Raw genomic sequence first — 17,705 nt, 5'->3', positions numbered from 1 at the left:
CATGCTTCAAGTCGGGAAACTCTAGCCGAGCAGTGCCTCCCCAACGCACTGGCTCCCCAAGACCGCACTGGCTCCCCTCCCGCAGCGCTGGACTCACCAGATGCCTCTGTCGGGAAACCCTCATCAAGCACTGGACTCACTGTTTACTGTCAATTCCACTTCTCAAAAAGTTCTAGTTCTCATAGTAAAAATGAAAAACTTGATATGGCAACAAAGAACGAAGTCTCAACGTCTTAGTGATTGGGATCATGAAATTTATAAGTATAGTGAAAAAATATAAACGATTTATATATCCAGAGTTGGATAACACAGACCTTTAAGATGAAGATAATAAAAAAAAGACAAAAAAGAAAGAACAGTTCATTTTGTGTTAAGGTAAGCGGTATAATTTCTCATTTTTCTCATTTGTTGAATTTTGTAAATCGAGAAGATTTACAGGTTGAATTTGCGTTTTTTTTCAGAAGAACACGAAAGTTAAGGATTTTAAAATGCAGATAGTACAAAAAATTCGCTGCTCAAATTGTGGTAGTGAAGGTGAAAGACATTATTTACCTGATAGTCAACTGACTCGGACGCAATGTCCAAGTTGTGACTACTTAATGATTTGTTGTACACGTACTGGCAAAGTGATTGAAGCTTATGCCCCGGGTATTCTTGCACCGCGTTAGTTGAGTGCTGATATCATGTCCGGATAAATACTTGTAAAAAACGAAGAACCTCACCCCGCCCTTCGGGCACTCTTCTCCTTATTAACGAAGAACCTCACCCCGCCCTTCGGGCACCCCTCTCCTTATTAAGGAGAGGGGCGGGGGGTGAGGTGCTTTTGTTGTAAGTAATTAGGGGAAGTTAATATCAGGATTTTTTTTTGCTCGCAATTGTCCACAAGCAGCATCGGCTTCCAAACCACGAGAGTAGCGAACACTAACCGCAATTTGTTGCAGCTTGAGGACTTTGACAAAAGCTAGAATTCGATTTTCGTTAGGGCGTTTGTAATCTGCTTCTGTGATGGGATTGTATGGAATCAAATTCACATGACTTTGGAATCCTCGCAGGCGTTGTGCTAATTCCAACGCGTGTTCTGGCAAATCGTTCACGCCAGCAAGAAGAATGTATTCAAAAGTCACACGGCGTCCGGTGATTTTCACATACTCCCGACATTCAGTCAGCAAATCTTCTATAGGATAGGAACGGGCGCTGGGAATAAGTTGTTCCCGGAGTGCTTGATTGGAAGCATGGAGACTGACAGCAAGAGTGACTTGTAACTGGTGTTGAGCAAGGTGGCGAATGCGATCGCGTATTCCAACAGTAGAGACAGTCAGGTTACGCTGTCCAATACCTACATCTTGATTTAAAGATTTGACAGATCCTATAACATGATCTGTATTTAACAATGGTTCACCCATGCCCATAAATACCACATGGCTGACTCGTTGTTGAAAATCTTCTTGAACCGTCAACACCTGATCAACAATTTCATGACGTCCCAAATTGCGCTTATAACCTTCTTTACCGGTAGCGCAAAAATCGCACGCCATCGGACAACCCACTTGAGTTGAAACGCAAACTGTTAAGCGCTTTTCTGCGGGAATACCCACACATTCAATAATTTGATTATCACTGAGTTGCAAAAGATATTTGACAGTACCATCAGAGGCGACAGAACGGTAATGTATGTTTGAGCGTCCGATGGGAATTTCTGCAACTTCAGCACGCCATTGTTTGGAAAAGACAGAAATATCCGAGAGCGATCGCACTCCCTTTTGATAAATCCACTCGTGCAGTTGCTTTCCTCTGTAAGCTGGTTGTCCCTGTTGCTGTACCCAACCCGTTAACTCCTCTAAACTTGCTCCTACAAGCGGTGGAATAGAGATGTTTGGTTGTTGAACAACACTAGTTTTTGGGGAGGGAAGTACAGAGACAGATTTAGCAGACATGGTAGTTAAGGAATGCGCTTTGAATCTCTATGTTAGGCGATCGCTGCTCTTGTTGTTTGAGTTTATGATTGTGGTTTTCAACACTGGAAGACAGAAGAATCTATCTGACAAACTAACCAAAAGTTGTGCCGTTCCAGCCCCACATCGCACCCTTCGCGTCAGCAAACTCTATATATATACGATTTTGAGGTACTTTTAGCGCTTTATTAATCTCCTGGCAAAAGTCCTGACTCATCGCTTGGGTTTGGTCTGGCTTGAAGGTACCGACACTTTTAACTTCAATGTAACATACTGGGTCAGTCGTACCACCAAATGTCATCGGAACTCCTGCTTCAAAAGCCGTCATGACGTAGGATTCTGGTTTTCCGGTATGCTTGGCTAGCTTACCTGAGAGGCTTTTGAGCAATGCTTCGACTTCCTCTCCAAGAGGAGCAGATACAGAAGTTTGGACTTTAATTAAAGGCATAGTAACAATTCAAAGTTCAAAGTTCAAAATTCAAAATTATCAATCTTGATAGTATCAATTACCCAGTTAATTTTATCGAACCGCACCAGGCGCAGAGGACGCAAAGATGAGGGCGATGAGGGAGTTATTTCTCCCCCTGCTCGGATGCTCGGGTGCTCCTCAACTGTGAGACGAGCGAAACAGGTGACTATGTTCGGGATGATATAAACGAGACCGTGCTGATGCTTGGGAAAGTGCAGGGCTGATTACGTAAAGTGTGGTGCGAATTAGCTTTTCTTTGTGAGTACAATCTGCCATTTCATGGAGAGGAACAACCACTATTTTTTCATCAGACCATCCTAAGCGATAGCAAATAGCTACTTGTGTTTCAGGTGAGTAGTGTTGGAGTAGTTTGGCTTGAGCTGCTTCAACGTGACGTGCACTCAAATATAAACATAGACTAGCTTGATGGGCTGCGAGAGTGGTTAATTCTTCTGTTTCAGGAACTTCTGTGCGTCCGCTAATGCGCGTGAGAATGATTGTTTGGACTAAACCGGGAACTGTGAGTTCCACTTTGAGTTTAGCGGCTGCTGCTTGAAAAGCACTAATACCTGGTATCACTTCAAAGGGTATTTCCGCTTCTGCCAAAAGATACATTTGCTCATGAATGGCGCTGTAAAGACTGGGGTCGCCAGAATGGAGACGAACGACAGATTTGTGCGATCGCACTCGTTCGATCATAATTGGCAAAATTTCTTCCAAAGTTTTATTGACAGAGGGAAGAATTTCTGCATCCTCGCGGCAAAGCTCTAAAATCTGTTGGGGTACTAAAGAATCAGCAAATAAAATGACATCAGCAAGTTCTAGAAGTTTTTGCGCCTTAACGGTCAATAACTCTGGATCTCCAGGACCTGCACCGACGATGTAAACACCAGATTTGAGAGATATATAATTGTTTTTGTCATTCACTCTAGTAGTAGATTCGTCCATATAGCAACATACAGCAACTCATCCAAAAAATTTTTTGGCATTTCCTCAGTATCTTTCCGGATAGAACCCCTCCTTCTAGTAGAGTGTATTGGTAGATGCACCCTGGTTAAGCCCTAGAGAATTCTCTGGGGCATTTTTTATTCAGTGAACAGTGAACAGGGAACGCTTAACAGGGAATAGGGAACAGTGAACAGTGAACACAACGACCACGCTCAGTGCATCGCAGTGAACAGGAAACGCTTAACAGGCTGCTGATAACTGATAACTGATAACTGTTAAAGCTTTTCGGGTATGAGCTAGTTAAACAACCGCTGCTTCTAGTAATTTAATATTGAAATAAGCGAACTCAGTTGTGGTGCTAGTGCCATCTTTATACTCTTGCACAACTTGCTTAGTCATCACATAGTAACCGTCTATTTTCTCATAAGAATCTTCAAATTTGAGAATGCTGGTGATTTCATTAGTTTTCAAGTTACGAAAAACCGCATCATAGCGAGTTCCAAGGTAACCAGAACCTGTATCTAAATTTTCGTGAGTATTAATAATAAAAGCCATACGACCGAGGACGCGACTAACCTGACAAATATCATTGCCCCGGACTTTATAATTTGAACCCATAGAGTCGCCATTTACCAAGATTTCTATTGCACCATCGGGGTCTTGTTCACCAAGGCTAAACTCGTGGTTTCCATGAGACTCCTCAAAACTTGTACGTTTACGGTGGGTGACTATATCTCGCAATTGGGTAGAAATTCCTTCTTCTACTTGCTCATCTGCAACACCGGTAACTTCTACGCTTAAGTCGCGGTTGATGCGAATCTTACCTGTGTGAACTTCATCTCCTTGAACGAGTTGCACATCTGCACTGTAGCCAGGAAAGTTTTCATCCCAAGTGTAACGACTTTCGTAAGCGGTTTGGAATATCTGACGGGCTGTTGTTGGATGTGTCATATAACCATTTTGACTTCACCTTCTTCTCCAGTTTAGTTCACTGAGCACAGTAAATCCCTGAAATCAGGTATCAGTCATCAGTTATCAGTTATCAGTTACCAGTTATCAGTTATCAGTTATCAGTTATCAGTTATCAGTTACCAGTTACCAGTTATCAGCAGCCTGTTCCCTGTTCCCTACAACTCTTGGGAGTCGCTATTTGAGGAGGAAACCATAACTGGTTGCTGATAAAGCGGTACAGTGAATGTTACTGTTGATCCTAGGCCTTCGCCCAAACTATAAAAATTAACCTGACCTCCCATCGCCTCTACCAGCTTTTGGGATATTGCCAATCCCAAACCTGTACCACCGTACTGGCGAGTGCGGGAGCTATCTACTTGACTAAATAATTGAAACAGTTTCTCCTGTTTGTCAAGAGAGACACCAATGCCAGTGTCTGCCACGCGCACTCTCACCATACCAGGAAATTGTTGGTCTTGAAATGTCACTTTTTTGCGAACGACATCGGTGGTCACAGTGATACCGCCTTCATGAGTGAATTTGATCGCATTGCTAACCAGATTCAGCATCACTTGCTTAAGACGTTGGTAATCACCGTAGACGATAATTTCATCAGAGGTAGGAGGCATATTAATTTGAACGCTGAGGTTTCTCCCCTCTGCTTGAGGTCGCATAAAATTTTCTACATCACTGAATAGCTCATCTAATTTGACTGATTGCAATTCCAGTTCCATTTTGTCTGCTTCAATTCTGGCAATGTCTAAGATGTCATTGATAATATCAAGCAGATACAGTGATGATTTATGAGCTTCTTCCAGAAATTGTCTTTGTTCTTCTGGATCATCAGCCATGCCTTCTAAAATTAACTTCAAAAAACCGATAATACCGTTAAGTGGTGTTCTCAGCTCATGGGTGACATTGGCAAGAAACTCTCTGATGCGGCGAGTGGCTTGTTCGGCTTGTTGACGCGCGTCTTCCAGTTCTTTGTATAAAGTTGCGTGGGCGATCGCTGTTCCTAGCTGATCTGCCACATCTTTTGCTATTTCAAGTTCTTCTACGCTGACGGCACAAAATTTCTTGCCCAAAGTAACAGCAATCAATCCATTGGGTTGGTCTTGATGGGAAGTCGCAACCACTAACATTTTCTGCTGGTCGAACTCAATATGTTGTGGGTTTTCTGCCAAAATAGGTTGTAGAGTTGCCAATGCGTGAGCAAAGCTTGGCTCAGAAGCTATATCTATTTCCAAGCCAAGCATAGAATTTAAAGATGGCTGGCGATACTCTGCTATCACCTGCACTTTCGTGCTAGGGGACTGGTAGGGACAAATGATGCAGCGTTCCAATTGCAGTGCTTTCCCCAAACCATCCACCGTTTGTTGCCAAATAATATCCAGATCCAATGTCCGCCGAATATTTCTGGTAATTTGGCTTATGAGTTTATGGTGACGCCGTGAACGTGTAGCTGAATCTAGCTGTACAGGTGTTTGAGATGTCAAGTTGTTAACTTCATTGCTGAGTGCTGTTTGCAGCAGTCGTCCCATGACCAAAACTGTTGTTGGAGTGCTTGCAAACGTTGGCATTATTGGACTCATCACCAACTCCAACTCAAACAACTGCTGACCGTAGCTAAACCAGCACTGATACCTTTGGGGTATCAAACTTATCAAAATTCGCTGCAACTTTTCCACATATGCAGCCTGATCTACTGGGGTGAAGGCACATTCTTTCCCGCTTTGATCTTCAAGAATTTGCACAGGATTTAACCCTAGGCATTCGCTGTGTTGCCACCAGAAACTTAGATAGCGTCCTGTACTATCTTGCGTATACACCAACTCGGCTCCTAAATTTGCCCATGAGCCATTAGTGTTACTGGTAATATCTTCTAGATTTTCTGACAATATGTTCGACCTTTGGGAGTTAGCAGTAATACTCATGACCCGAGTTGGATAACATAGAAGCCAACCCAGTAAAAAAGCTTTACGATTCGCTGGCTTAGTTGGGAAGAAATTTTTATGGCTTTAGCAAACTTGAGCGGCAATTTTTGATTGTTCTGCTAGAAAACACATTTTCAAATCCTTACAGAGCAAGAATTTGGAGAAATCGCGTTTATTTCATATTTCCCTGCCATACGCATGCCCGCGTCTGTTGCTATGACTGCAATCGCCGCCTGGGGAAGGCTTATATCTAGCATCAATAATTTTACATTTTTTAATCCTCCATATGTGTCTTACTTTTTACATTTTTGAACTTTTTGTGAATTTAATCGTTCCACTCTCCTCGGGATGGTAAGGGTTTACGCACAGGTGTACGCGTCAGTTCATCGTCTCTTGGGCTTTCACCCCTCAACCACTGCCGGATCGCCACCTCAATGACTTTGCTTGGATCATTGGTGAGATGGTGAATTTGTTCTAGTAAGTCGGAGTCGAGGCGAATAGCAATCTCTACCTTATCGGCAAGTCTTTGTTCCGCATCGGTAGTTTTTTCTTTCATATTCATAGGATGATATACTCTGAACTTGTTTTTCCTTGGCTTTGTAAAGTCGCTTTCTTCACATCAGTAGGGCACCTGTAAAGCACCCCATCCCCTGAAAGCGTAGGGCTTGAATTTGAGCGGCGGGGCGGCTTTCCACCCTCCCCTTAGGGAGAAGAGGACACCCTCGCCGCGATCGGAGCGGGCTATTGCGGATAGCCGTTGCCCATGAAGTCGGTATTTTGTACTTCTTGTTGTTTATTGTACGCCCCTAACTGATAAATACGATAAGCTATGCATAGACCTTCATATCTTCATTAAGAAGTCTACAAGTCAATATTCATTTGTCAGTAGTCATTAGTCAATAGTCCTTAGTCCTTAGTCAATAGTCAAAATTTCTTCTTTCCTGCTTGCCTCACTCCCATCTCCTCACCTCTCCATATCACCGTCTTAGCTCAGAAAGCATTAAAATACGTTAAGTATATTGCTGTTTTATCCTTTGTTGCTGATAAACCAAAGAACTATATGACTGATGTTCCTGCAGCTCGTATTCGGAATTTTTGTATTATAGCTCACATTGATCACGGGAAATCTACCCTAGCAGACCGGTTGCTGCAAGTGACAGGCACTGTAGATCAGCGGGAGATGAAAGAACAGTTTCTCGACAACATGGATTTGGAACGGGAGCGCGGCATTACAATTAAGCTGCAAGCTGCCCGAATGAACTATCAGGCAAAGGATGGTCAGGAGTATGTACTTAACTTGATTGATACTCCTGGGCATGTGGATTTTTCGTATGAAGTATCTCGTAGTCTTGCGGCTTGCGAAGGTGCGCTGTTGGTAGTGGATGCTTCCCAGGGAGTAGAAGCTCAAACCTTGGCAAATGTTTACTTAGCCTTAGAGCATAACTTGGAAATTATCCCGGTTTTAAATAAAATTGACTTACCAGGAGCAGAACCAGACCGAGTCATCGGGGAAATTGAAGAAATTATCGGTTTGGATTGCAGTGGTGCAATTCTCGCCTCTGCCAAAGAGGGAATTGGTGTTGGTGATATTTTAGAGGCAGTTGTTGAGCGCATACCAGCGCCACGAAATACGGTGAGCGATCGCCTACGGGCATTGATTTTTGATAGCTATTACGACAGTTACCGGGGAGTGATAGTTTATTTCCGGGTGATGGATGGCACAGTGAAGAAGGGCGATCGCGTTTATCTGTTGGCTTCTGACAAGGAATACGAAATTGACGAGTTAGGAGTCCTTTCTCCCACTCAAAAGCAGGTTGAACAACTGCACGCTGGAGAAGTCGGTTATTTAGCAGCAGCAATAAAAGCTGTAGCTGATGCACGAGTGGGAGATACAATAACATTATCTAACGCCAAAGCTGCTGAACCTTTGCCTGGTTATACAGAAGCTAACCCAATGGTCTTTTGTGGAATGTTCCCCATTGATGCTGACCAATTTGAAGACTTGCGCGAAGCCTTGGATAAGCTAAGACTCAACGATGCAGCGCTGCACTTTGAACCAGAAACCTCAAGCGCGATGGGTTTTGGTTTCCGCTGTGGCTTCTTAGGCTTGTTGCACATGGAAATTGTCCAAGAACGCCTAGAGCGAGAGTACGATTTAGACTTAATCATTACTGCTCCTTCTGTAGTTTACAAGGTGCACACTCTTAAAGGCGAAGAACTTTACATCGATAATCCCAGTCACCTACCATCTCCCAACGAACGGGAAAAAATCGAAGAACCCTATGTCCAAGTGGATATGATTACGCCAGAAACTTACGTCGGCACTTTGATGGAGTTGTCGCAAAATCGGCGTGGTATCTTCAAAGATATGAAGTATCTCACCCAAGGACGTACCACACTCACTTACGAGTTGCCCTTGGCAGAAGTTGTTACGGACTTCTTTGATCAAATGAAGTCGCGTTCTCGGGGATATGCCAGCATGGAATATCACCTGATTGGCTACCGGGAAAATCCCCTCGTCAAGCTCGATATTTTAATTAACGGCGATCCAGTGGATTCTTTAGCGATGATTGTCCACAGAGATAAAGCATACAACGTTGGGCGCTCAATGGCAGAAAAACTCAAAGAGTTAATTCCTCGCCATCAATTCAAAGTACCAATTCAAGCATCGATTGGTAGTAAAGTTATTGCCAGTGAACACATTCCAGCATTGCGCAAAGACGTGCTTGCTAAATGCTACGGCGGTGACATTAGCCGGAAGAAGAAACTCTTGCAGAAGCAAGCAAAAGGTAAAAAGCGGATGAAATCTGTGGGTACGGTGGATGTACCGCAGGAAGCTTTTATGGCGGTACTGCGTTTGGATCAGGGATAACCACTACCCCCTTCCCTGTGATTCTCGTTACTAGGCTTAGCCTGGTAACGCCTTCAGGGAGACTCTGCCTCCCGTTATGCATTCCCAAACTCTACTTGGGAACGAGAACAAAAATATTGACTGAACATGGTGAGAATTCGACCCTATGAGCCAAAAGATTTAGAAAAAATTGTTCAGCTTTGGTATCGAACTTGGCACCAGACATTTCCCAATATTCAACACCCACAGCCATATTCTGCATGGAAATCTCGCTTTTGTGATGATCTTGCTGTCACAGGAAAAGTTTGGGTTGCCGAAGTTGAACATCACATTGTAGGCTTTGTCGTAGTGATAAAAGAAGAACAGTATTTATCACAGATTTTTGTAAATCCGGAATATCAAAACCGTGGTCTTGGTTCAGCCCTACTCAACAAAGCTAAAGAGATTTGTCCACAAGGATTGATGCTTCAAACATTACAACAGAATATACGAGCTTGCGTATTTTACGAGAAGCATGGCTTTAAAGCTGGTAAGCTGACAGTCAATAAAATTAATGGGCAACCCAATATTGAATATCACTGGAAGCCTTTGATAAATACATACTAAATCACACCTTGAATGCCATAGGTTTAGGACTTACGCATTGACAAGACAGACAAAAGGTGAAGTTGCTTGCGGAAAAAAGGAAAGCTCCTGGCTATTAGCTACAATAAAGCATTTGAGTGGAGTATGATTATTGACAAGCAAATAATGTATACAATGTTATCAAATTTGTTTTTTAATGGATTATACGGTTTAAAGCAAATTACAGTTGATATATTTTTCCCAACAATATTTAGTACTCGCTTTTATAAGCAGGTAAATTATAGAGAATTTATAGGAATATTTAGGATTGTTATATGTTTGACTATGTAAAAGCGAACCATGACCTGTTCCGTCGTTTTTACAGACTGACAGTTGTCAATGTTCTTTCCAATCTCACAGAGCCTTTGGCAGGTTTGATCGGTATTGCATTCTTAGGTCATCTCACCGAAATCCGTCATTTAGCGGGAGTTAGTTTGGCTACAGTTCTCTTCAACTACATCTACGAGAACTTGCTCTTTTTACGGATCTCAACTACCGCAGTAACATCTCAAGCCGTCGGACAGGACGACCAAGAGGCGATATTACTAGCAGGACTGCGAAATGGCTTCATAGCTTTAGTGCTGGGTGTTCTCATCTTTGTGTTGCAGTACCCTATAGGAGTGCTAGGGTTTAATTTATTGAACGGCTCTCCAGAGGTTGAGTCTATCGGACTAGATTATTTTAACGCCCGGATTTTGGGAGCGCCCGCAGTTTTGCTCAATTTTGTAATCATTGGCTGGTTTCTGGGACGGGAACAAAATGGCAAAGTGTTGCTGTTGACCGCTGTTGGCAACGCCGCTAATATTGTGCTGACCTATTTCTCGATTATGCGGTGGGATTTGGGAAGTACAGGGGCTGGACTGTCTCATGCGATTAGCGAGTATTTGACGTTATTGGTAGGTATGCTCTTGGCGTTTCGCTCTATCCAGTGGCAAGAATTGCGAACAGCAGTCCAGAAGTTTTGGGAATGGTCGGCTTTTCAAGCTACTTTTATCCTCAATAGTGACCTATTGGTTAGATCTTTAGTTTATATGTCCATTTGGACAATTTTTTTCAATCTCAGTGCCACTTTCGGAACAGATGTCTTAACAGAAAATGCCTTGCTCCAACAGGTAGTATTTCTGCTCGCGTACTTGATTGAAGGAATAGGATTCACTACGGAGACTTTAACCGGAAATTTTAAAGGTCAATCCGCTGATGATCAGTTACTGCCCTTATTGCAGATTTCGCTGTTCACTAGTTTGCTGGTGGGAGTTGCCACTTCAGGAGCGTGCGTTTTGTTACCTGAGACTGTATTTGGGTTGTTAACCAATCACGCCGAACTCATAGAGCCAATTAAACACTATGTACCTTGGTTATTCTTCGTCTTGAGTTTTTTTTCAGTTGCTTGGATTCTGGAGGGGTATTTTGCAGGATTAACAAAAGGGCAATCCCTGCGTAACGCCGCCTTAATGGCAGCTTTATTGGGATTTGCACCTGTGGCGTTTTGGGCATGGTTGGCTGAGAATAACCATCTTTTGTGGTTGGCGACATCAGCGTTTATGGCAATAAGAGTACTTCTACTTGGAGTCCAGTTGCCAGAGATGTTTGAAAGTCATTCAACTACCGTTAGTGAATTGCCCAAGCTATAGCGATAAGCCAGAGTATTTCAAGCTTGTGCGTATCGCGCTCAAATTGCCCTTTTGCTGATTTATCGTCACAGATGGAAACAGTTAGTAGCTTGCAACAAAGGAAAAAAATCGAACAAGCACCAGGAGAAAGCGGCATGCCGCTCTTGTTGCACCTGCCGTGCAAATAATCACAGATAATTTATCTGTGTACATCTGTGGTTTTATTTTCAAAATATTGACTTCACATGGTGAGAATTCGACTTTATGAGCCAAAAGATTTAGAAGACATTGTTCAGCTTTGGTATCGAACTTGGCACCAGACGTTTCCCAATATTCAACACCCACAGCCATATTCTGCATGGAAATCTCGCTTTCTTGATGAGTTTGCTGTACAAGGAGAAGTTTGGGTTGCCGAAGTTGAACATCACATTGTGGGCTTTGTGGTAGTGATAAAAGAAGAACAGTATTTATCACAGATTTTTGTGAATACCGAATATCAAAACTGTGGTGTTGGTTCAGCCTTACTCAACAAAGCTAAAGAGATTTGTCCACAAGGATTAATGCTTCAAACATTACAACAGAATATACGAGCTTGCGTATTTTACGAGAAGCATGGCTTTAAAGCTGGTAAGATCTCAGTCAATAAAATTAACGGGCAACCCAATATTGAATATCACTGGAAGCCTTTGATAAATACACACTAAATGACACCTTGAATGCCATAATAAACACAAGCTAGGCTACCAATTATGTAGACAAACAAGGTAAGATAAAAGCCAGTAGCCCTACCAATAGAAGGACCATAAGTTGTAATTAAACCCCATGCATGAGCAATTCTGGCTACTGTGAGAACGCCACCCTCTAGCCAAATGAGCCAATTTGGCGAATGCATTAACTCAAGAGCAATGACAAAAAGCAATCCTAGGGGTACATATTCCGCAAAATTCCCATGGGCGCGAACCTTACGCTGTAAAGCGCCGTAGTCTTCAACTTTATCAGGAATAATTTTTGTCGCTAACTTTTCAACTGTAGCTGCAACAACATTTGGATTTATCAGCGGATCGCGTTGTATCGCCACATCCTCCTTTGACTCACCATGCCACAGCCTTGTTCTTGTTCGTTCCATCACCACAATGTAGGTGAGCAAAAGAGCAATCAAACCATTAAGCCCGATAAAAAGAGTTGAAATTGGAATCATATTTTCGTTATTTTTAAGTATTTAAACTCAGTTTTTAGTCTAAAGAAAGATACTATAGTACAATTTTCTCATCAAAATGTGACTGAAGTCATAGCAAAATCATGACTTTTCTCTCTAGCTTCAATAAATTTGATTAGCTACTTTACAAATAGCTGTTTGTTACTTGTGTTGCTCTCATCTCTGTATTTTCAAAATTTTTCAGAAATCATCCAATCGGGTCATTTCATAGGATGATGTATGTTTAGCACGATCCATCTTAGGCGATGTTTCAGCTAATGTTACATTAGCTAAAACATAATTTTCCCGATATACACTCTTCTCTTCAAAGGGCATTCTTGATGTTTTCCAAAGCTTTGAGCCAAAAATTTGTATATCTGACTACTGTATCCATAACTATCGCCGCAATTGTTGTTATTTTTAATACTGAAAACTTCCATGCAAGTTCAATGTGTGTCATTACTAACACTGCATCTATGGATAAAGGAGTAGATACTTCCTTACGGGAAAATACGGACAAATTTTTAGATGTGGCGATTGAGCAGAGTATCCATTAAAGATGCGGTTGATGAGGTTTACAAGTTGAGATAAATCAAAATACCGACCAAGAATGATCAAGCTTTTGCACCCAATTCAAGATGATTCATTGCCTCAAATAATACCAAGTTGCCTTCTGTTGAACTCAACTCAAAAAACTCCAGAAGTTGTTTAAAAAAAGCTGCAAATTCTCTCTGGCAAGTCTAATCAAATACATACTTTTCTGCAACTTTCCAGTAGCGGGAGAAGCGCTTGAGGTCAATATAGCCGTCGTAATCAAAAAACGGTTCTACTTCAAAGACTTCCAGTTCCACAGAACGCTCAATTTCTTCGCAGATAGCATCAAACCGGGGACTAGGACTGTTTGCTGTCACGACTTTGTTGGCATTATGCTCTTTGGCAAAAGCTAAAACTTCTTTTGCGACATCGCCACGACGAATGACAACGGGTAACTCTAGCAAGCATTCGTAGATAAAAGCGAGGCGTTTCAAACTCAGTTGCCATTCTTCTATTAAAGCATCGTCCCAAACCCAGATGGCGGGTGCTTGGGGATATTCTTCGAGTGCGGGGTTTCCCGGACTCAGACAGTCTCCGTGTATCCAAATAATGGGTTGACTCATTGGATTTAAAATTTATAGTTGGATTCATACGTATTTACCTCACCCTGCCCTATCGGGCATCCCTCTCCTTATTAAGGAGAGGGAAAAAAAGGAGAGAGAAAGAAAGGAGAGGGAAAGATTTTTGCGTAGCAAAAAGCGAGGGTGAGGTTTTCAGGCAGATGTGTGTACACGATAGTTAGTAAGGAGAGGGGCAGGGGTGAGGTGTTGAACGCAATTTGGTATTATAACCAGTTTCAGAAAGCTTTTTAACAATCAATAGTTGATGTGTTTGCTTTTAGGGTGTCCCTTAAAACTATTTTGTTGTACATATTGTTCAATACCAACTTTTTCTATTAAGTTGGTATTAGAGAATGACAAAAAATAAAGGATAAAAAATTTATACTTCTAACTTCGCCAAAGACAAAGCTTGCTGATGTGTCCGAGAGAAGCGGATTTTATCCTTTAGATTTCACACTTGTTGACTTCAGGTGACTTATGCCCTTTGACCTTTCTCCGTTGTGGATATCCCTAAAAACTTCCTTACTTGCGACATTTATTACCTTCTTTCTTGGGATTGCTGCTGCCTATTGGATGCTGGGATATCGAGGGAAAGGTAAGTCTTTGATTGAGGGTATCTTCGTTGCTCCTCTGATTTTACCCCCGACAGTCGTTGGCTTTTTGTTGCTACTGCTGTTTGGCAAAAATGGTCCTGTGGGGAAACTTATGGAGCCTTTGGGCTTTAGTATTGTTTTTACTTGGTATGGTGCGGCGATCGCCGCCACAGTGGTAGCCTTCCCATTAATGTATAAAACCGCCCTAGGGGCTTTTGAGCAAATCGACAGCAATCTTCTGCGAGTCGCCAGAACCCTAGGTGCAAAGGAATCTACAATATTTTGGCGAATAAGTTTACCTTTAGCGGTATCAGGGATTTTAGCAGCAACGACCTTGGCTTTTGCTCGTGCTTTGGGTGAATTCGGTGCAACCTTGATGTTAGCAGGAAATATCCCAGGGCAAACTCAGACAATCCCAATGGCAATTTATTTTGCTGTGGAAGGGGGAGCAATTGAGGAAGCTTGGTTTTGGGCTTTAGCTATCATGGGTATTTCTCTGTCTGGGATTATAGCTGTTAACTATTGGCAGGAAACTCGGGGGAACAGAAGGGGACAAATCAATTCAAAATCGCGTAGCGTTGCAAGCATTGCGACGCAATCTCAAAATTCAAAAATTATCACTCCCGACTCACCAATACTCACTCAGCATTCTCCAGGCTCAGGATTATTTGTTGACATTGAAAAACAGCTTTCTGGTTTCAGCTTGAAAGTGTGTTTCAGTGCGGACAAACAACCTTTGGGATTATTGGGAGGGTCTGGGGCTGGTAAGAGCATGATTTTGCGTTGCATCGCTGGGATAGAAACACCAAGTTCTGGTAGCATTGTGCTTAATGGACGGGTGTTGTTTGACTCGCAACAGGGAATTAATTTGCCACCGCGCGATCGCCGTGTTGGTTTTTTAGTGCAGAATTACGCTTTGTTCCCGCATATGACTGTAGGACAGAATATTGCCTTTGGTCTACCCAAAGGACTTTCTGCTACAGCGATTCGACAACTTGTTGAAACTCAACTCATCGCAGTGCAGTTGGAAGGATATTCCCAGCGTTACCCGCATCAACTTTCGGGAGGACAGCAGCAAAGAGTCGCATTAGCAAGAGCCTTAGCAAGTCAACCAGAAGTACTATTGTTGGATGAGCCATTTTCTGCACTGGATACCCACTTGCGCAGCCAACTGGAACAGCAAATGATAGGAACATTATCTTCTTACGAAGGTGTGACTTTATTTGTCACCCACAATATGGAAGAAGCATATCGGGTTTGTCCGAATTTGCTCGTTCTTGAGAAAGGAAAAGCAGTTCATTACGGCACTAAATACGATATTTTTGAACACCCCGCGACTGTTGGTGTTGCTCAATTAACAGGATGTAAAAACTTCTCAAGTGCTGTTGCTACCACATCAGGGCAAGTGCAAGCAAGTGATTGGGGTTGTACCCTGAGTGTGATTGAACCTATCCCAGAGGCCTTGTCCAATGTCGGGATTCGTGCCCATCAAATCATTATTACAGACAAACCGAATCAGGAAAATACCTTTCCTTGCTGGCTGGCGAGAACGAGTGAAACTCCACACCGAATGACGCTGTTTCTCAAACTCCATCACCGATCTACCAACAACAATGATTACCACTTGCAAGCTGAGGTGTTTAAGGAGAAATGGGCAACTCTCAAAGATCAACCGATGCCGTGGTATGTTCGTTTAGATCCTTTAAGGCTGATTTTGATGCAATGAACCACAACAAAAGTTTTTCAGGTACCCACTAAGCCGTCATCGTTCAACCGAAATAATACTTATAAGCTTTGATATTTAAGTAAAAATTTATTTTATTTATACTTAAAATTTTCATTTGAGATGATAGTGCTATAGTGCTATGATGAGTCAGTCAAAACGATACAGGGGATATTAAAAGATGCAAGTCAGTGCTCGTAACGCGCTCAAAGCGACTGTCAAAGAAGTTGTGGAAGGTTCTGTTAACACTGAGGTAACGCTAGAGGTTGCGCCAGGAGTCGAAGTTGTAGCAATTATTACCAAGTCATCAGCCCATAAACTTCAACTGGAAGAAGGAAAACAGGCATACGCTATTATCAAATCATCAGACGTTATGGTTGCTGTTGACTAGCAAGTTTTTTTGAGAGAATTTTCAATTATCTAAAGCCTATACTGAAAGCCCAGTCACAATGACTGGGCTTTTAACATTTTTATTGTCTTGAGAGCATATTTTTTTCGGAATTGGCTCAATCAATGTGTATCTATCAAACAACTACTAAATTAATTAATTTCCAGAAAACCTAAAATGTTAAACTTCAAAAAATATGCTGCATTGCTTGCTTTGCTACCAGTTGCTACCTTCTGGACTCAAGCAGCTCATGCTGAAACTTTAAAAACGAAAAATTTCAACGTCACAATTACTAGAAACTGTCCAGAAGGAAATGTAACTTGCAACAATGTTACATACTTTGGAAAGGATTTAAGAACAGGTAAATCGATTAGTCTGACTGGCAAAACAATCCACACAACTGGTGCAGATGGTGTCACACCAGGTCGATTCCTCGGTTATCAGTTCCGCAATAATGAATATGTTTATCGGGTGACAGCAGACGGCATTTTGGAAGTTTATCAAGGGAAAAAGCTAATACTTCAAGAGAAAGGAGCTTTGACTTTTTAAAAATTATCTCGTTTATAAGTCAATATGGTTCAGAATTGTAGGTTGGGTTGAGGAACGAAACCCAACTTGTGCCTTGGTTTTGTTGGGTTGCTCCCTGCTTAACCCAACCGACTATACTTGATTTTGTTGGGTTGCTCCCTGCTTAACCCAACCTACTATACTGCTATAACAAAAACCCTATTCTGTTAACCAATATCAACGCAACTTATGCAGGCAAAGTAAGTCAGAATCAAATCAGCACCTGCTCGTTTCATACTAGTCAAGGTTTCTAAAATGACCTTTTTCTCATCAATCCAGCCCATTTGAGCAGCAGCTTTAATCATGGCATACTCACCACTAACGTTATAAGCTGCTACAGGTAATTGCGTGTAATCTTTGACTTGGCGGATAATGTCTAAATATGCTAGAGCAGGCTTGACCATCACGATGTCTGCACCTTCGGCAATATCTAGGGCTACTTCCTTAATAGCTTCTCTAGCATTTGCGGCGTCCATTTGATAAGTCTTTTTATCCCCAAATTTTGGTGCAGAATCCAACGCGTCCCGAAATGGACCATAGTATGCAGAAGCGTATTTTGCAGAGTATGCCAAAATCCGCACATCTATATATCCTTCCGCATCGAGTGCTTTACGAATAGCCCCTACTCTACCATCCATCATGTCAGAAGGTGCGACCATATCTTCCCCTACACCCTTACACCCCTACCCCCCTACACCCCGTATGCCAAAATCCGCACATCTATAATTTTGGGTATAGTCATACCA

Annotated in this window: 17 protein-coding genes and 1 pseudogene; 9 read left to right on the top strand and 9 right to left on the bottom strand. The window is 42.3% G+C overall.

The window, feature by feature from the left end; translation table 11 throughout:
* Together DP116_RS16200 and DP116_RS29360 are read left to right on the top strand one after the other, a co-directional pair.
* The coding region (locus tag DP116_RS16200; RefSeq protein ID WP_169156164.1) for a hypothetical protein at nucleotides 1-237 on the top strand (237 nt) is incomplete at its 5' end.
* 251 nt (nucleotides 238-488) lie between these two features.
* A complete protein-coding gene (locus DP116_RS29360; RefSeq protein WP_169156163.1) occupies nucleotides 489-668 on the top strand; it encodes a replication restart DNA helicase PriA in 180 nt (59 codons plus the stop codon).
* Nucleotides 669-836: 168 nt separating this feature from the next.
* Here DP116_RS29360 and rlmN read toward each other — a convergent pair whose 3' ends face one another.
* The 6 genes from rlmN to DP116_RS16165 form a co-directional block, all read right to left on the bottom strand.
* Nucleotides 837-1,934, bottom strand: coding sequence for a dual-specificity RNA methyltransferase RlmN (gene rlmN / locus DP116_RS16190; RefSeq protein WP_169156162.1), 1,098 nt, complete (start codon nucleotides 1,932-1,934; stop codon nucleotides 837-839).
* A 112-nt stretch (nucleotides 1,935-2,046) separates the two neighbouring features.
* A complete protein-coding gene (locus DP116_RS16185) occupies nucleotides 2,047-2,400 on the bottom strand; it encodes a phenylpyruvate tautomerase MIF-related protein (protein WP_169156161.1) in 354 nt (117 codons plus the stop codon).
* A 159-nt stretch (nucleotides 2,401-2,559) separates the two neighbouring features.
* On the bottom strand, nucleotides 2,560-3,369 hold the full coding sequence (gene cobM / locus DP116_RS16180) for a precorrin-4 C(11)-methyltransferase (protein ID WP_169156160.1): 810 nt from the start codon (nucleotides 3,367-3,369) through the stop codon (nucleotides 2,560-2,562).
* Nucleotides 3,370-3,669: 300 nt separating this feature from the next.
* Nucleotides 3,670-4,320, bottom strand: coding sequence for a DUF3386 domain-containing protein (locus DP116_RS16175; RefSeq protein WP_169156159.1), 651 nt, complete (start codon nucleotides 4,318-4,320; stop codon nucleotides 3,670-3,672).
* A gap of 176 nt (nucleotides 4,321-4,496) precedes the next feature.
* On the bottom strand, nucleotides 4,497-6,254 hold the full coding sequence (locus DP116_RS16170) for a sensor histidine kinase (protein WP_169156158.1): 1,758 nt from the start codon (nucleotides 6,252-6,254) through the stop codon (nucleotides 4,497-4,499).
* Between the two features lie 325 nt (nucleotides 6,255-6,579).
* Nucleotides 6,580-6,816, bottom strand: coding sequence for a hypothetical protein (locus DP116_RS16165; protein ID WP_048871394.1), 237 nt, complete (start codon nucleotides 6,814-6,816; stop codon nucleotides 6,580-6,582).
* 498 nt (nucleotides 6,817-7,314) lie between these two features.
* On the opposite strand from DP116_RS16165, the gene lepA reads away from it, so the two are divergent.
* The 4 genes from lepA to DP116_RS16145 all read left to right on the top strand — a co-directional run bounded on the left by lepA (nucleotide 7,315) and on the right by DP116_RS16145 (nucleotide 12,043).
* Nucleotides 7,315-9,126 carry a translation elongation factor 4 gene (gene lepA, locus DP116_RS16160; RefSeq protein ID WP_169156157.1) on the top strand — a complete coding sequence of 604 codons (1,812 nt, stop codon included), beginning with the start codon at nucleotides 7,315-7,317 and terminating at the stop codon, nucleotides 9,124-9,126.
* A 126-nt stretch (nucleotides 9,127-9,252) separates the two neighbouring features.
* A complete protein-coding gene (locus DP116_RS16155; RefSeq protein WP_169156156.1) occupies nucleotides 9,253-9,711 on the top strand; it encodes a GNAT family N-acetyltransferase in 459 nt (152 codons plus the stop codon).
* A 293-nt stretch (nucleotides 9,712-10,004) separates the two neighbouring features.
* Nucleotides 10,005-11,360 (top strand): guanitoxin biosynthesis MATE family efflux transporter GntT, encoded by a 1,356-nt coding sequence (gntT, locus tag DP116_RS16150; RefSeq protein ID WP_169156155.1) that lies wholly within the window; start codon nucleotides 10,005-10,007, stop codon nucleotides 11,358-11,360.
* Between the two features lie 224 nt (nucleotides 11,361-11,584).
* Nucleotides 11,585-12,043 carry a GNAT family N-acetyltransferase gene (locus tag DP116_RS16145; RefSeq protein WP_169156154.1) on the top strand — a complete coding sequence of 153 codons (459 nt, stop codon included), beginning with the start codon at nucleotides 11,585-11,587 and terminating at the stop codon, nucleotides 12,041-12,043.
* Here DP116_RS16145 and DP116_RS16140 read toward each other — a convergent pair.
* Together DP116_RS16140 and DP116_RS16135 are read right to left on the bottom strand one after the other, a co-directional pair.
* Nucleotides 12,040-12,537, bottom strand: a complete 498-nt coding sequence (locus DP116_RS16140) for an MAPEG family protein (RefSeq protein WP_169156153.1) — start codon at nucleotides 12,535-12,537, stop codon at nucleotides 12,040-12,042. The two genes, DP116_RS16145 and DP116_RS16140, sit on opposite strands and share 4 nt — an antisense overlap.
* 737 nt (nucleotides 12,538-13,274) lie before the next feature.
* Nucleotides 13,275-13,691, bottom strand: a complete 417-nt coding sequence (locus DP116_RS16135) for a hypothetical protein (protein WP_169156152.1) — start codon at nucleotides 13,689-13,691, stop codon at nucleotides 13,275-13,277.
* A 474-nt stretch (nucleotides 13,692-14,165) separates the two neighbouring features.
* On the opposite strand from DP116_RS16135, the gene modB reads away from it, so the two are divergent.
* The 3 genes from modB to DP116_RS16120 all read left to right on the top strand — a co-directional run bounded on the left by modB (nucleotide 14,166) and on the right by DP116_RS16120 (nucleotide 16,941).
* Nucleotides 14,166-16,007, top strand: a complete 1,842-nt coding sequence (gene modB / locus DP116_RS16130; protein WP_169156151.1) for a molybdate ABC transporter permease subunit — start codon at nucleotides 14,166-14,168, stop codon at nucleotides 16,005-16,007.
* A 178-nt stretch (nucleotides 16,008-16,185) separates the two neighbouring features.
* Nucleotides 16,186-16,395 (top strand): TOBE domain-containing protein, encoded by a 210-nt coding sequence (locus DP116_RS16125; protein ID WP_169156150.1) that lies wholly within the window; start codon nucleotides 16,186-16,188, stop codon nucleotides 16,393-16,395.
* 174 nt (nucleotides 16,396-16,569) lie between these two features.
* Nucleotides 16,570-16,941, top strand: coding sequence for a hypothetical protein (locus DP116_RS16120; protein ID WP_169156149.1), 372 nt, complete (start codon nucleotides 16,570-16,572; stop codon nucleotides 16,939-16,941).
* 185 nt (nucleotides 16,942-17,126) lie between these two features.
* Here DP116_RS16120 and hemB read toward each other — a convergent pair.
* Nucleotides 17,127-17,627: pseudogene (hemB, locus tag DP116_RS16115) on the bottom strand (porphobilinogen synthase); the annotation flags it as partial.
* Nucleotides 17,628-17,705: the final 78 nt, after the last annotated feature.

This window comes from Brasilonema bromeliae SPC951 (assembly GCF_012912135.1).
GTDB classification, from domain to species: Bacteria; Cyanobacteriota; Cyanobacteriia; order Cyanobacteriales; family Nostocaceae; genus Brasilonema; species Brasilonema bromeliae.
This window is presented reverse-complemented; position numbering and strand designations above follow the sequence as displayed.

What these genes read in the sequence shown, in the direction of transcription:
- DP116_RS29360 (WP_169156163.1), top strand. Translation starts at nt 489, where the DNA reads ATGCAGATAGTACAAAAAATTCGCTGCTCAAATTGTGGTAGTGAAGGT.
- rlmN (WP_169156162.1), bottom strand. Translation starts at nt 1,934, where the DNA reads ATGTCTGCTAAATCTGTCTCTGTACTTCCCTCCCCAAAAACTAGTGTT.
- DP116_RS16185 (WP_169156161.1), bottom strand. Translation starts at nt 2,400, where the DNA reads ATGCCTTTAATTAAAGTCCAAACTTCTGTATCTGCTCCTCTTGGAGAG.
- cobM (WP_169156160.1), bottom strand. Translation starts at nt 3,369, where the DNA reads ATGGACGAATCTACTACTAGAGTGAATGACAAAAACAATTATATATCT.
- DP116_RS16175 (WP_169156159.1), bottom strand. Translation starts at nt 4,320, where the DNA reads ATGACACATCCAACAACAGCCCGTCAGATATTCCAAACCGCTTACGAA.
- DP116_RS16170 (WP_169156158.1), bottom strand. Translation starts at nt 6,254, where the DNA reads ATGAGTATTACTGCTAACTCCCAAAGGTCGAACATATTGTCAGAAAAT.
- DP116_RS16165 (WP_048871394.1), bottom strand. Translation starts at nt 6,816, where the DNA reads ATGAATATGAAAGAAAAAACTACCGATGCGGAACAAAGACTTGCCGAT.
- lepA (WP_169156157.1), top strand. Translation starts at nt 7,315, where the DNA reads ATGACTGATGTTCCTGCAGCTCGTATTCGGAATTTTTGTATTATAGCT.
- DP116_RS16155 (WP_169156156.1), top strand. Translation starts at nt 9,253, where the DNA reads ATGGTGAGAATTCGACCCTATGAGCCAAAAGATTTAGAAAAAATTGTT.
- gntT (WP_169156155.1), top strand. Translation starts at nt 10,005, where the DNA reads ATGTTTGACTATGTAAAAGCGAACCATGACCTGTTCCGTCGTTTTTAC.
- DP116_RS16145 (WP_169156154.1), top strand. Translation starts at nt 11,585, where the DNA reads ATGGTGAGAATTCGACTTTATGAGCCAAAAGATTTAGAAGACATTGTT.
- DP116_RS16140 (WP_169156153.1), bottom strand. Translation starts at nt 12,537, where the DNA reads ATGATTCCAATTTCAACTCTTTTTATCGGGCTTAATGGTTTGATTGCT.
- DP116_RS16135 (WP_169156152.1), bottom strand. Translation starts at nt 13,691, where the DNA reads ATGAGTCAACCCATTATTTGGATACACGGAGACTGTCTGAGTCCGGGA.
- modB (WP_169156151.1), top strand. Translation starts at nt 14,166, where the DNA reads ATGCCCTTTGACCTTTCTCCGTTGTGGATATCCCTAAAAACTTCCTTA.
- DP116_RS16125 (WP_169156150.1), top strand. Translation starts at nt 16,186, where the DNA reads ATGCAAGTCAGTGCTCGTAACGCGCTCAAAGCGACTGTCAAAGAAGTT.
- DP116_RS16120 (WP_169156149.1), top strand. Translation starts at nt 16,570, where the DNA reads ATGTTAAACTTCAAAAAATATGCTGCATTGCTTGCTTTGCTACCAGTT.